13 protein-coding genes are annotated in these 13,719 nt (G+C 65.4%); 10 read left to right on the top strand and 3 right to left on the bottom strand.

The genetic code is table 11. The features are described 5' to 3' along the window. Positions 1-5: 5 nt before the first annotated feature. A complete protein-coding gene (locus JNN06_RS13250; RefSeq protein ID WP_291240066.1) occupies positions 6-1,016 on the bottom strand; it encodes a LacI family DNA-binding transcriptional regulator in 1,011 nt (336 codons plus the stop codon). Between the two features lie 160 nt (positions 1,017-1,176). Here JNN06_RS13250 and JNN06_RS13245 point away from each other — a divergent pair, with 160 nt between their 5' ends. The 9 genes from JNN06_RS13245 to JNN06_RS13205 all read left to right on the top strand — a co-directional run bounded on the left by JNN06_RS13245 (position 1,177) and on the right by JNN06_RS13205 (position 9,393). Continuing rightward, a complete protein-coding gene (locus tag JNN06_RS13245; protein ID WP_291240065.1) occupies positions 1,177-2,187 on the top strand; it encodes a sterol desaturase family protein in 1,011 nt (336 codons plus the stop codon). Between the two features lie 96 nt (positions 2,188-2,283). Next, the gene (locus JNN06_RS13240; RefSeq protein WP_291240064.1) at positions 2,284-3,252 is read left to right on the top strand and encodes a sugar ABC transporter substrate-binding protein; all 969 of its coding nucleotides are present in this window, start codon (positions 2,284-2,286) and stop codon (positions 3,250-3,252) included. A 65-nt stretch (positions 3,253-3,317) separates the two neighbouring features. Then, entirely contained in the window at positions 3,318-4,319 is a 1,002-nt protein-coding gene (locus JNN06_RS13235; protein WP_291240063.1) for an ABC transporter permease, read from the top strand. A 7-nt stretch (positions 4,320-4,326) separates the two neighbouring features. Then, entirely contained in the window at positions 4,327-5,325 is a 999-nt protein-coding gene (locus tag JNN06_RS13230) for an ABC transporter permease (protein WP_291240062.1), read from the top strand. After that, positions 5,322-6,107: an ATP-binding cassette domain-containing protein gene (locus JNN06_RS13225; RefSeq protein ID WP_291240061.1), complete on the top strand. Its 786-nt coding sequence runs from the start codon at positions 5,322-5,324 to the stop codon at positions 6,105-6,107. The genes JNN06_RS13230 and JNN06_RS13225 overlap by 4 nt, the downstream gene beginning before the upstream one ends. 145 nt (positions 6,108-6,252) lie before the next feature. After that, positions 6,253-7,257 (top strand): Gfo/Idh/MocA family oxidoreductase, encoded by a 1,005-nt coding sequence (locus JNN06_RS13220; protein ID WP_291240060.1) that lies wholly within the window; start codon positions 6,253-6,255, stop codon positions 7,255-7,257. Further along, entirely contained in the window at positions 7,254-8,213 is a 960-nt protein-coding gene (locus tag JNN06_RS13215; RefSeq protein WP_291240059.1) for a sugar phosphate isomerase/epimerase, read from the top strand. Before JNN06_RS13220 ends, JNN06_RS13215 begins: the two co-directional genes overlap by 4 nt. A gap of 7 nt (positions 8,214-8,220) precedes the next feature. Continuing rightward, positions 8,221-8,526: a MocE family 2Fe-2S type ferredoxin gene (locus JNN06_RS13210; RefSeq protein WP_291240058.1), complete on the top strand. Its 306-nt coding sequence runs from the start codon at positions 8,221-8,223 to the stop codon at positions 8,524-8,526. A gap of 42 nt (positions 8,527-8,568) precedes the next feature. Beyond that, complete coding sequence (locus tag JNN06_RS13205; protein WP_291240057.1) at positions 8,569-9,393, top strand: 3-methyl-2-oxobutanoate hydroxymethyltransferase; 825 nt, start codon at positions 8,569-8,571, stop codon at positions 9,391-9,393. A gap of 15 nt (positions 9,394-9,408) precedes the next feature. Here the strand turns inward: JNN06_RS13205 and JNN06_RS13200 are convergent, their stop codons facing one another. Beyond that, the gene (locus JNN06_RS13200; RefSeq protein ID WP_291240056.1) at positions 9,409-10,110 is read right to left on the bottom strand and encodes a response regulator transcription factor; all 702 of its coding nucleotides are present in this window, start codon (positions 10,108-10,110) and stop codon (positions 9,409-9,411) included. Further along, entirely contained in the window at positions 10,107-11,594 is a 1,488-nt protein-coding gene (locus tag JNN06_RS13195) for a DUF4118 domain-containing protein (protein WP_291240055.1), read from the bottom strand. The genes JNN06_RS13200 and JNN06_RS13195 overlap by 4 nt, the downstream gene beginning before the upstream one ends. A 187-nt stretch (positions 11,595-11,781) precedes the next feature. Here JNN06_RS13195 and JNN06_RS13190 point away from each other — a divergent pair, with 187 nt between their 5' ends. Further along, entirely contained in the window at positions 11,782-13,698 is a 1,917-nt protein-coding gene (locus JNN06_RS13190; RefSeq protein ID WP_291240054.1) for a potassium transporter Kup, read from the top strand. The last annotated feature ends 21 nt before the right edge of the window (positions 13,699-13,719 follow it).

Here is a 13,719-nt window from a genome sequence, read left to right as displayed (position 1 = left end):
CGCTCTCAGATGCTTTCGGGCGTGTAGATGTCAAAGCTGATCAGGCGCTTGCCGGGCGATGTGCCGCTGTGCAGATCGCCCAGCATCTGCGCGAAGGCCTCGGTGGCAAGGCGGGCCAGCGGATGCGCCACCACCAGCGACATCACCCCGTCAATCAGCCCAAGCCTTGTGTGTTCCGTCAGATCATTGCCCACGGTGATCAACCCCTTGCCGCGCCCGGTTTCGCGCAGGGCCTCCAGCACGCCCGGCATCCCCCCGCCCGAGACGTAAAGCCCGCTCAGCTCGGGTTCCCGGGCCAGAAGCTGATGCGCCACATCCCGCGCGATGGCGGCGCTTTCAAAGGTTTGCAGCGGCTCCAGCAAGGTGAAATCCGGCGCATGTTCGCGGCAGTAGGAGCGAAAGCCGATCTCGTTCCATTCCTGACAGCGATAGCGGTGATTGCCCACCAGGATGGCCACCTTGCCGGGTTTGCGGGTCAGGCCGGTGATCGCCCAGCCCGCCGTGCGCCCGGCCTTCCAGTTGTCCAGCCCGATATAGCCCACGCCGCAGCCCGCCGTCAGCTCCGAGATCAGGGCATAGGCGGGCACGCCCTCGGCGGCCAGGGTCTCCAGCGCATGCGAGACCCGGGCATGTTCGGCTGACACCAGCGCCAGCGCACGCACCTGCCGCCCGAGGCGCAGCGCATGGTCAGCGACGGCTTCGGGGCTCAGATCCTCCATGAACTCGATCACCACCTCCACCTCGGGCGGGGTGGCCTTGCGCAGGGCCTCGGCGATCAGGCGGTAAAAGCTGCGCTGCGATTGCTGAAGCAGAAAACCCAGCCGCAGCGTGGGCTTTTGCCCCAGCCGCTCGCGCAGGGCGGGCAGGGCATAAAAGCCAAGCGCCTCGGCGCTGGCCAGCACCTTTTCCGCCGTCGCGCCGCGCACCTTGGCGCGCCCGTTCAGGATGCGGTCGATGGTCGAGACCGAGACACCTGCGGCCTCTGCCAGGTCTTGAATCGTGCTGCGATGCGCCATCGGCGGCTCCGTTTGAAAGAATCCCTCATTTCTGCGCCGCAGAAAATGAAGGGAAAGAGGTGAAATATGCCTGATGAATGAATAATGCGCAGATATTTGTCAATGGTATGAATATTCCAAATGGCGGCACGAGTCGGCATCGCGTTCTACGGGAGGGGATATGGACGACCTGCAATTCGGCACGCGGGACAAGCGCGGCAACTGGGCACCCGCAAAGCCTCTGGAGATCGCGCCCTTCTGGCTTGGCAAATGGTCGGCGCTCGGGCGGTGGCTGATTGCCTATCTCTGGCCGCATAATGCGATCTTCATGGCCATCACGCTGGCCTATATGTATTTCGTGCTGCCCCCGGTCGAGGTGATGAAGACCTTCGGCTGGGAATGGGTGCTGAGAATCCACGCGGTCAATGCGGGCGGGGTGTTCCTGCTCTATGGCTCGGTCGAGTTTTTCTATTATGTGCGCCGCAAGCAGGGGACTCGGTTCAAGTATAATGCCAAGTTCCCGTCGGAAAATCCGTCTGACGTGTTCTGGTTCAAAAGCCAGAATATCGACAATTTCCTGCGCACCTTCTTCATCTCGATCCCGCTCTGGACGGCGGTGGAGTGTTTCACGCTCTGGTGTTTTGCCAATGGCATCGGCAACTGGGTCGATCCGGCCGAGCATCCCTATTGGATTGCCGCGCTGATCCTGCTGGCGCCTGCGCTGCATGAGGTGCATTTCTTCTGCATCCATTGGGCGATCCATCAGCCGCCACTGTATAAGTGGATCCATTCGATCCACCACAATTCGATCAACCCGTCGCCCTGGTCCTCCATGTCGATGCACCCGGTCGAGGCCTTTGCCTTCTTTGCCGAGATGCTGTGGCACCTGCTGATCCCGTCGGCGCCGATTGCGGCCCTGTTTCAGCTGACCTCCACGGCCTATGGCGCCATCGTGGGTCATATCGGCTTTGACAAGCTGGAAGTGACCGAGGGGCAGGCGGTCGATAGCCACGCCTATACCCATTACCTGCACCACAAATACTTCGAGGTGAACTACGGCGGCGACGGGTTGATCCCGCTCGATAAGTGGTTCGGCACCTGGCACGACGGCACCAAGGCCGCCGATGAACAGATGAAGGAACGGTTCCGCCGCAAGAAAGACCGCATGGCGGCCAAGACCCCGGCCGAATGACCGGGGGTGAAGGCGGCGGAGGAATGCCGGGCAGCCCTGTGGCGGCCTGACACAGAAAAGTGCCGATAAACGGCCTTGTGAGGGAGGAGACTCATGATGAAACTGACCAAACTTCTGGCGGCAACAGCCATCTGCGCCCTGGGCGCGGGCATGGCCTATGCCGAGGGCGCCAAGATCTTCGTGATCGGTGGCAAGCCCGACGATCCCTTCTGGGGCATCGTGAAACGCGGCGCCGAAGACGCGGGCAAACTGGCTGAGGCCCAAGGGGGCTCGGTCACTTGGCTTGGCCCGCAGAATTATGACAATCTGGGCGTGGATGCCGCCGAGCTGATCCGGCAGGCCATCGACCAGGGTGCCACCGGCATTGTCGGCCCGAACTGGGTGCCGGAAGCGATGGACCCCGCCTTCAAGGCCGTGGTCGATGCGGGCATTCCGCTGGTGATCTATAATGCCGGCGGGATCGAGGCCGCCGACCGTCTGGGCGCGATGAACTATGTCGGCGCGGTGGATTACAAGGCCGGCGTGGCGGGGGGCGAATATCTGGGCAAGGCGGGCGGCAAGTCCGGCGTCTGCATCAACTCGCTGCCCGGCGCGGCCAATATCGAGGATTATTGCCGCGGCTTTGGCGATGGCATCACCGCGGCGGGCGGCAAGGTTGACGTGCTGCCCCTGCCCGCAACGGCACAGGGCAACGTGACGGCGGTGGCGCAGGCGATCAAGGCCTATCTGCTGGAACACCCCGAGATCGACTCGGTCTTCACCACCGCCAATCTGGATGCGGTGGGCGCGGTGCAGGGCATTGCGCAGGCGGGCATGGAAGGCAAGGTCAAGCTGTGTGGCGTGAACTTCGACGCGGCCATCCTGGATCAGATCGACAAGGGCACCCAGGCCTGCGCCATTGACCAGCAGGGCTATCAGCAGGGCTTCTATGCCGTGTCGATCCTGAACGGCTATGTGAATTACGGCCTGACGATCCCGACGCGCGAAATTCTGACCGGGCCGGGCATCGTGGATGCGGTCAATATCAAGGCCACCCTTGCTGGCGCAGAACAAGGCACCCGCTAAGCCTTTGATCCGGGTCGTCTGCCAGGCGGACGGCCCGACTTTGCCTGCCATCGCGGAGGGTGTGCATGACAAATCGAACAACCGCGGGCCAGCTGGCCCGCAGACCCGAGGCCGGGTCTTTCATGGGCCTGCTTGCGGTCTATGTCTTCTTTGCTGCGATGGGGGGCGCCAATTTCATCGGCGCGCCGGGGCTGTCGAGCTTTCTCAACATGACCTCCGAGGTCGGCATCATCGCGCTGGCCATCGGCCTGCTGATGATCGCGGGGCAGCTTGACCTGTCGGTCGGCTCGACCGTTCCGGCCTCGTCGCTGACCGTATCGCTGCTGGCGGTGGATTTCGGGGTGCCGGATGTGCTGGCCATTCTGGGCGGGCTTGGCGTCGGCCTTGCCATCGGCTTTGTGAATGGCGTGCTGGTCAGCCGCACGCGCATTCCGTCGCTGATCATCACCATCGGCACGATGTTTGGCACCATGGGCCTCACGCTGGGCGTGACGGTGCTGATCCATGGCTCCACCGGGGTGTTTCTGGTGCCGGAGGATGCCACCAAGGCCGTGTTCGGCCAATTGGTCGGCAATATGTTTCAGGTCTCGATCCTGTGGTGGGGGCTGTTTGTCGGCGCAACCTGGTGGCTGCTGCATGCCTCGCCGCTGGGCAACTGGATCTTCGCCCTGGGCGGCGACAAGGACAGTGCGCGCAATGCGGGCATTCCGACCGTGTGGCTGACCATCGGGCTTTACATGTTCTCGGGCTTTACGGCGGCTTTCGTGGGCGTGCTTCAGGTGATGACCTTCAACGCGGCGCAGGTCGCGGCGGGGCAGACCTTCATCTTCAACTCCATCATGTGCGTGGTGATCGGCGGCGTATTGCTGACCGGCGGCGCTGGATCGGTGGCGGGCATCGTGATCGGCACGCTGACCTTCTGCATCGTCAATCAGGGCATCTTCTTCTCGGGCCTCGATCCCAATTACGGCAGCATCATCATCGGCGCCCTGCTGCTGATCGCGGTGATGACCAATGACAAATTCCGGGCCATGGCGCTTGCGCTGGCGGCCGGTCGCAAGAGGTGAGGGCGCGATGAACCTTTCAAACCTGACCCGCAGGCCGGAATTCGGCTCGGTCCTCAGCCTGATCGCGGTGATTGCCTTTTATGTGCTATGCGGCGGTGTGAACCTTGGGCAGCTGGCGGGCGCCGCAAGCTGGGTGAACCTGGCGGCCAATCTGGGCATCGTGGCACTGCCCGTGGGGCTGCTGATGATTGCCGGAGAGATCGACATCTCGATCGGCGCGATGATCCCGGCGGGGTCGATGACGGTGGCAATCCTGTCGGGGCATTTCGGCCTGCCGATCACGGTGGGGATTGCGGGCGCCTTGGCGCTCGGGCTGATTGTCGGCCTCGTCAACGGGCTGATTGCCACGCGCACCTCGGTGCCCACGCTGATCATCACGCTGGGCACGCTGATGGTGGTGCAGGGCCTCATCCTGTCTGCCGCGATGTTCCTGACCGGCAATGCGAGCGTATCGCTTGCCCCGCCAGACTGGGCAAAAGCGGCGCTTGGGCAGATGATGGCGGGCAAATACCAGATCATCATCCTGTGGTGGGCCGGGTTCGCGGCGGCGTTCTTCTGGCTGCTGCATGTCTCGCCGGTGGGCAACTGGATCCTGGCTATGGGTGGCGACCAGACCTCGGCCCGCAATGCCGGTATCCCCACGGTGCGGCTGAAGATTGCGCTGTTCATGCTTTCGGCTACGGCGGCGGCTTTCGTGGGGGTCTGCGGTGCGATCCAGTTCAACTCGGCGCAGGTGTCGGGCGGGATGGGCTACATCTTCAACGCCATCTGCGCCATCGTGGTGGGCGGCGTGTTGCTGACCGGCGGTTATGGCTCGGTTCTGGGGATCGTGCTGGGCACCATCACCTTCGCCATCGTCTCGCAGGGCATCTACTTCACCCAGATCGAACGCAACTGGGCCAACCTGATCATCGGCATCACCCTGCTGGGGGCCGTGGCGATGAATGAAACCTTCCGCAAGATGGCGCTTGGCGCCGCCAGCAAGAAAAAGAGGGCCAAGGCATGACCGCGCCAATTCTGGAACTGAAGGGTGTCAACAAGAGCTTTGGCCCCATCGACGTGCTGTTCGACATCAATCTGAAGATCAAGGCGGGCGAGGTTCTGTGCCTGCTGGGCGATAATGGCGCCGGCAAATCGACGCTGATCCGCCTGCTGTCGGGGGTGCATCAGCCCTCCTCGGGGCAGATCCTGATGGATGGTGCGGCGGTCAGCTTTCCCAGCCCGCGCGCGGCCTCGGAACAGGGGATCGCGACGGTTCACCAGTTCGGCGGCACCTTCCCGCTGATGTCGATCGGCCGGTCGTTCTTTGTGGGGGTCGAGCCCACCAAAGGCTGGGGCCCGTTCAAGCGCTATGACCGCAAGACCGCAAACGAGATCGCGGTGAAAGCGGTGCAGGATTTCGGCATCACCCGGATCGACGATGGCGACCGGCTGGTGGGCGGTCTGTCGGGCGGCGAGCGGCAAAGCCTTGCGATTGCCCGCGCCGTCCATTTCGGCGCCCGCGTGCTGATCCTGGACGAGCCGACGGCGGCGCTTGGCGTGAAACAGGCGACCCATGTGCTGCGCATCGTGAACGAGGCCAAGCGGCGCGGGCTGGCGGTGGTGTTCATCACCCATCAGGTCATGCATGCCATGGCCGTGGGCGATCACTTCGCCGTGCTGATCCGGGGCGCCGTGGCGGCGGATTTCGGCAAGGGCGAAAAGACCCGCGAAGAGATCACCGATCTGATGGCCGGTGGCGCCAGCATGGCCAATCTGGAGGCCGAGATCGAAGCGCAGGCGCAATGATCTCTGGCCCGCTCCGGCGGGCCGACCCACCCCCGGGGAGGCACACTCCAATCTCCTCCCCAATCCTTGCGGCTCTCCCTGTTGCGCAAGGTGCCAAGGCCCTGGCCGGTTTTGCTCCGGCCAGGGCGCCTCTCACAGGAAAGACATGAACATGACCATCCGCGTTGCCGTGATTGGTGCGGGCCTCATGGGGGCCGACCATGCCAGGATCGTGGCCGAAGACCTGCCGGGGGCGACCCTGGCCGCCATTTGCGACCGCGACACCACCCGCGCCGCCACGGTCGCGGCGCCTTATGGGGCCGAGGTCGCCTCGGACCCCGAGGCGGTGATCGCGCGCGCCGATATTGATGCGGTCATCGTGGCCTCGCCCGATGTCACCCATGCGCCGCTGTCGATGGCCTGTATCGCGGCGGGCAAGAAGGTGATGTGCGAAAAGCCGCTGTCACAATCGCCCGCCGAATGTCTGGCGGTGATGCGGGCCGAGGCCGCCGCCGGGCGCCATGTCATGCTGGGCTTCATGCGCCGCTTCGATCAGGCCTATGTCGAGATGAAGGCGGCGCTGGATCAGGGCCGGCTGGGCCGCGCGCTGATGATGCATAATTTTCACCGCAATGTGGAAACTCCGGCGGCTGATTTCACCGGCGCCATGGCGATCACCAATTCGGCGCCGCATGAGTTTGATGTGGTCCGGCATGTGCTGGGCTGTGACTATACCGCCATTTCGGCCTTCCAGCCCCGGCGCAGCGATGCGCGTGTGGCGCCGGTGATGATGGTGGTGGAAACCGATCAGCACCAGCTGGTGAATATCGAGATCAACAACAACGCCGCCTATGGCTATGACGTGCGCGCCGAACTGGTGGGCGAGGCGGGCTCCATCGCCATGACCCATGTGGCCTATACCCGCAGCGATGCCGCCCTTGGCAGCCATGCGGCCTATGAGGCCGATTGGCGGGGCCGCTACCGCGAGGCCTATATCCGCCAGAACCGTGCCTTCCTGTGCTTTGTGACCACGGGCGTCTTTCCGGCCCAGGCCTCCTCGGCTTGGGATGGCTATGCGGCGGCCATCGTGGCCGAGGCGGGCGCAAAGGCCTTGGCCACCGGCCAGCGCCAGCCAGTTCAGATGATCGCCAAACCGGAGCTTTACGCATGAAACTTGGGTTTGTGTCCGACTCGCTGGGCAATCTGCCTTTCCTGACCCTGCTGGATCATGCCGCCCGGCTGGGCGTGCAGGGGGTCGAGGTCAATACCTGCGGCTGGTCCACCGCGCCGCATTGCGACCTACAGGGCCTGCTGGCCTCGCCCGAGGCGCGCGCCCGCTTTGCCGCTGCCTTTGCCGCGCGCGGGCTGGAGATCATCGCGCTGAATGCCAATGGCAATCCGCTGCACCCGACCGACCCGGCGCAGGGTCAGGGCCTGCGCGACACGATCCGGCTGGCCGGGCTGATGGGGGTCAAGACCGTCTGCACAATGTCGGGCCTGCCTGCGGGCAGCCCGACGGACACGATGCCGAACTGGGTCGTCTCCAGCTGGCCACCCGAGACGCAGGCCATCCTGCGTTATCAATGGGAGGAAAGGCTGATCCCCTTCTGGACCGAGATCGTGGCGCTGGCCCGCGAGAACGGGGTGGAGAAGATCGCGCTGGAGCTGCATGGCAATCAGGCCGTCTACAACGTGCCGTCGCTTCTGAAACTGCGCGCGGCGGTGGGGCCGGTGGTGGGGGCGAACCTCGACCCCTCGCACCTGTTCTGGATGGGTGCCGACCCGCTGATCGCCGCCGAGGCGCTTGGCGCCGCGCTCTATCACGTTCACGCCAAGGATACCTTCCTCAATGCCCCGAAACAGGCCACCACGGGTCTGCTGGAAACCGGCAGCCTGATGGATATTCCGGCGCGCTCCTGGTCTTACATCACCCTCGGTTTCGGCCATGGCGAGGAATGGTGGCGGCAGTTCTGCTACCGGCTCAAGATGGCCGGTTATGACGGCTGGCTGTCGATCGAGCATGAGGACGTGCTGCTGAACGGTCTCGAAGGCCTCGAAAAATCCGTGGCGCTGCTGAAAGGCGTGATGCCACAAGCCCCCGCCGATTACCAACCCCAAGCCATCTGAGGACCACATGCCCTGGATCGACACCGGCCCCGCCACGCTGGACCCCGAAGAGGCGCGCCGCTTTGACCATGACGGCCGCACCTTCGCCATCTATCGCAATCACGAAGACCGCTATTTCGCCACTGACGGGCTTTGCACCCATGAGGATGTGCATCTCTGTGACGGGCTGGTGATCGAGAACACGGTGGAATGTCCGAAACATTCCTCGATCTTCAATCTGGAAACCGGCGAGGTGGAGACGCCCCCCGCCTGCAACAACCTGCGCACCTATCCCTGCAAGGTCGATGCGGGCCGCGTGATGATCGAGCTTTAACCTCGCGCCACCCGCCCTTTGGCCCCCATTCAAGAGACCCACATGAGCATGTATCACAACCGACCCCACGTCCAGGACATCCGCGCCATGAAGGCGCGCGGGCAGAAAATCTCGATGCTTTATGTCCAGACCCATGACGAGGCCGCAGCCGCAGCGGCGGCTGGCATTCATATGCTCTCCATCGAGGGGCGCTTTTTCGATGCCGCCATGCGCGAGGCGGCGGGCGATTGCTTTGTGCAGGTGGGCCTGCCCTATGGCGGCTGGGGCAGCTTCAACGGTCGCCCCCTTGCCACCGCCGAGGATTACCTGCGCGCGGCCTTTCACTATGCCTCGCTGGGCGGAGACGCCTATTACTGCGCCGCCTCCTATGACATCCAGAAGGTGCTGTGCGACAACCATATCCCGGTGGTCGGCCATATCGGCCTGATCCCCTCCTATATCAGCTGGACCGGCTGGCGCGCCGTGGGCAAGACGGCGGATGAGGCGCAAAAACTGTGGCGCCATGCCCGCAAGCTGGAGGAAATCGGGGTTTTCGCCGCCGAGCTGGAGGTGGTGCCCGACCGGGTCGCGGCCTATCTGTCGCAGAATTCCTCGGTGGTCATGCTGGGCATGGGCGCGGGCAAACATGCCGATGCGCAATATCTGTTCACCGAGGATGTCTGCGGCTATGGCCTGAACCACAAGCCGCGCCATGGCAAGGTTTACGCCGAACTGGCGCCGCAGATGAAGGCCCTGCAAGAGGCGCGGATCGCGGCCTTTGCCGCCTTCAAGGCCGATGTGGATCAGGGCGGCTATCCGGCGGCGGAACATAGCGTGCCGATCAAGGATGCCGAATTCGACGCCTTCCTTGCAGCCCTCGGGGGCTGAGCCCGGCCGGCGGCGTCAGGCGCGCCCGTCGAGCGCCGCCATGCCACGATAGCCGATGCCGGGCTCGGTCTGGATCAGCCGGGGATGGCCCGGGTCGGCCTCGATCTTTTGCCGAAGCTGCCCGATGAAGACGCGCAGATAGGGCACATCCTCGGCATGGGCGGGGCCCCAGATCCGGGTCAGAAGCTGGCGATGGGTCAGCACGCGGCCGGGGGCCTCGGCAAAGGCGCGCAGCAGCTCGAATTCCTTGGGCGTCAGGTGGATCACCTCGGCCCCGCGCCGCACCCGATGGGCCGCCAGGTCGATCTCCAGCGGGCCAAAGCCGATGCGGGTCAGCGGCGCCTCGTCGCGGCGCGGGCGCAGGCAGACCCGGATCCGCGCCAGCAGCTCGCCGATGGCAAAGGGCTTGGCCACGAAATCATCGGCGCCCAGATCAAGCGCCAGAATTTTCTCCATCTCCTGATCGCGGGCCGACAGCACGATGATCGGCACATCCGAGCGCGCGCGCAGGGCTTCGATCACCGTCTTGCCATCGGCATCGGGCAGGCCGATGTCGAGGATCACCAGATCCGGCTGCCCGCGCGCAAGGCTGGCACGGGCTTCGGCGGCGCTGCCTGCCGTTTCGGTTTCATAGCCGGTGGCGGTCAGGGCATGCACCAGAAAGCGCTGGATCTGCGCCTCGTCATCCACGATCAGGATGCGCGGGCCGCCGCTCATGGCCGCTCCCCCGCAGGCAGCGACAGGCAGAAGGCGCCCTCGGCCCAGTGCAACTGCCCGTCATGCACCCGCGCAATCCCCTTGGCGACGGCAAGGCCCAGCCCGCGCTGTTCGGGCATCGGCCACATCGGGGCGGCCTTCAGCCAGTCCCGCACCTGCGCGGAAGGGCCGGGCCCGGCATCGCCGATGGTGAGGGTGAGAGTCTGCCCGCTTTGGCGGCTGGTCATGCGGACGGGCGGCAAGCCATGTTTCATCGCATTCTCGATCAGGTTGAACACCGCCTGTTCCAGCAAACCGGCCTCGGCCCGCACCATCGGCAGATCGGCAAGGTTGGTCAGGCAGGGCACTGCCGGATGGGCGCGGCGCGCCCGGGTCAGCGCCGCGCTGGCAATATCGTTCAGGTCGACCCAATCCCGCCGCAAGACGATCTCGCGCGACAGGCGGGTCATCTGCAACAGGTTGGTGACATGGCTGTTCAGCCGGTCGGCCTCCTCGGCGATGGCGGCCAGCAGATCGGTCCGCGCGGCGGGTGGCAAGCCGTCATGCAGCTCGTTCAGGGTGGTGGCGGCGCCCAGGATGGTGGCAAGCGGCGTGCGCAGATCATGGCTGAGCGAGGTGAGCAGCGCCGCGCGCGTGGCCTCGCGTTCGGCCTCCTGCCGGGCCAGGGCCTCCTGCGTGCTGGCCTCCAGCCGCCGCAGCGCCAGCGCCACCTGCTCGGCCAGAGTTGCTATCGCAATGGCGCGTTGCGCGGTGTCGTGGCCCATCAGCCGGGCATGGCCAAAGGCCAGCGCCGCCCCGCCTTGCGGCACGATCAGATAATCCTGCGACGCGCCGGGCCAGCCCTCGGCCGCTGCCGGTTGCGCCCGCCCCGAGCGAAGGCAGCGCTCGGCGCCCTGGGCATCGGCAGCCGAAAGCTCGGTCAGCGGCGGATGGGCCGCCAGCACATGCGGCAGATGCGGCAGATCGACCAGCACGGCCTGACCCTGCGCCAGATCGGCCAGGGCGCGCACCGCCCGCGCCAGCAGATCGGCGCGGCTGTCGGCCTCGGCCAGTTGGGCCGCCGCCCCGGCCAGCACGGCCAGCGTTTCCGCCTGGGCGCGGGCCGCCTCGGCCCTGTCGCGCAGCCGCCCCGCCAGCGAGCCGACCAGCCCCGCCACCGCCAGAAAGACCGCCAGTGTCACAATATCATGCGGTTGCGCCACATGCAGGGTGAAGACCGGCTCGGTGAACAGGAAATTCATCACCAGAAAGGCCGCCGCCGCCGTGGCCAGCCCGGTCCAGAAGCCCGAGCGCGCGGCCGAGACCAGCACGGCGATCAGAAAGATCAGCGGCGGCGTGGTGTCGGGCAGCAGGGCCTGAAGCCACCAGACCACCAGCGCCGCCAGCCCCACCAGCACCCCGGCGATCAGCCCCCCGGACAGGGTTGGCCCGCGCAACAGGACCGGCGGCGCCAATGGCCGTGTCTTGTGCCCTTCCGCTGCCATTCCCGCGCCGTCCCCCTGCTTTGGTCTCCTGCCGCTTTCTGGCCTTCCTGCGCTGCCGGACCCGGCGCTGTCCATCATCTTTATGCCTTCCTTATGCGGGGATGGCGATTCCCTGTCGCATCCTTACGGGGGATCGGGGCACCTCCAGTCCTGCCATCGCCAGGATGGTGCCACTGATGAGACTGCCATGTCAGATGCCGGCGTGACGCCCGAAACCCTCCCCAGGATGCAGGACCATGCGCCCCCCGGCCCGGGGCTGCTGCCACTGTCGCTTGCGGCGATCGGGGTGGTATATGGCGATATCGGAACCTCGCCGCTTTATGCCTTCCGCGAAGCGATGCACGCGGCGGGGGCCTCGCATGGCGGGGTGCAGGCGCAGGATGTGCTGGGCGTGCTGTCGCTGATCACCTGGTCGCTGATGCTGATCGTGACGGTGAAATATATCCTGATCCTGACCCGCGCCGACAATCAGGGCGAGGGCGGCACGTTGTCGCTGCTGGCGCTGGCCGAGCGCGGCCTGGGCAAGCGGCGCGGCGTGGTGCTGGCCATGGGGCTGATCGGGGCGGCGCTGTTCTTCGGGGATGCCGCGATCACGCCCGCCATTTCGGTTCTCTCGGCGGTCGAGGGGCTAAGCCTCGTGACCACCACCTTCACCCCTTTCATCCTGCCCATTTCCATCGGGATCATCACCGGCCTGTTTCTGGTGCAATTCCGCGGCACGGCAGCGGTGGCGCGGTTCTTTGGCCCGATCACCCTGCTGTGGTTTCTGGTCATGGCGGCGGGGGGAGTGGCCCATATCGCCGATGCGCCCGAGGTTCTGGCCGCGCTGAACCCGCTGCATGCCCTGTGGTTTCTGACCGGCAACGGGCTTTTGGGGCTGATCGTGCTGGGGGCGGTATTTCTGGCGGTGACCGGCGCCGAGGCGCTTTATGCCGATATGGGGCATTTCGGGCGCAAGCCGATCCAGCTGGCCTGGATTTTCGTCGCCTTTCCGGCGCTGCTGCTGAATTACTTCGGGCAGGGCGCACTGGTGATGAAAGACGCCTCGGCGATGGAGAACCCCTTCTTCCGCCTGTTCCCCGAAACGCTGCTGCTGCCGGTGGTGATCCTGGCCACCGCCGCCACCATCATCGCCAGTCAGGCGGTGATCTCGGGGGCCTATTCGCTGACCCGGCAGGCGATCCAGCTGCGGCTGTTGCCGCGCATGCGCATCCGCCACACCTCGGACGCGCAGGAAGGCCAGATCTACATGCCCGCCGTGAACAGCTTTCTGCTGCTGGCGGTGATTGCGCTGGTGATGGCCTTTGGCAATTCCTCGGCGCTGGCCGCTGCCTATGGCATCGCGGTGACCGGCACGATGGTGGTCACCGCGACGCTGGCCATGATCGTGGCGCACAAGACCTGGGGCCTGCCTGCGCCCGCAGCCGTGGCCTTGTTGCTGCCCTTCTTCGCGCTGGATGTGACGTTTTTCGGGGCCAATCTGCTGAAACTGGCCGATGGCGGCTGGCTGCCGCTGGCGATTGCGGCGGTGGTGATCCTGTTGATGGTCAGCTGGATCAAGGGCAGCGGCCTTGTGGTCAGCAAGGAGGCGCAGGGCGAGATCCGGCTGGAGACCCTGCTGCCGCAGCTGGAGTCGAAATCCCTGTCCTCGGTGCCCGGCACGGCGGTCTATCTGACCTCCGACCCGGAGTTTGCCCCCGCAGCCCTGCTGCACAGCCTGAAGCATTTCAAGGTCTTGCATGAACAGAATGTGGTGCTGACCATTCGCACCGCCGATGTGCCGCGTGTCAGCGCCGAGAACCGGGTGGAGATGCGCGACATCGCGCCGCGCTTCCGGCAGGTGATCCTGACCTGGGGTTACGCCGAAGAGCCGGATGTGCCGCAGGGCCTTGTGCTGTGCCGCAAGCTGGGCTGGAAGTTCGACATCATGGCGACCTCGTTCATCCTGTCGCGCCGCTCGCTGCGCCTGTCGTCGCGGCGCGAGATTCCCACCTTCATGGCGCGGCTGTTCATGGTGATGGCCCGCAACTCGACCCCCGCCTCCGACTATTTCCGCATCCCTGCCGGGCGGGTGGTGGAGCTGGGAACGCAGCTGAACGTCTGACCGCCGGGGCAGCCCCCTGCC

It is taken from the genome of Gemmobacter sp., from assembly GCF_016792925.1.
Taxonomy (GTDB): domain Bacteria; phylum Pseudomonadota; class Alphaproteobacteria; order Rhodobacterales; family Rhodobacteraceae; genus Gemmobacter.
Note: the sequence above shows the minus strand (reverse complement) of the source record. Positions and strands in the feature narration are given on the sequence as shown.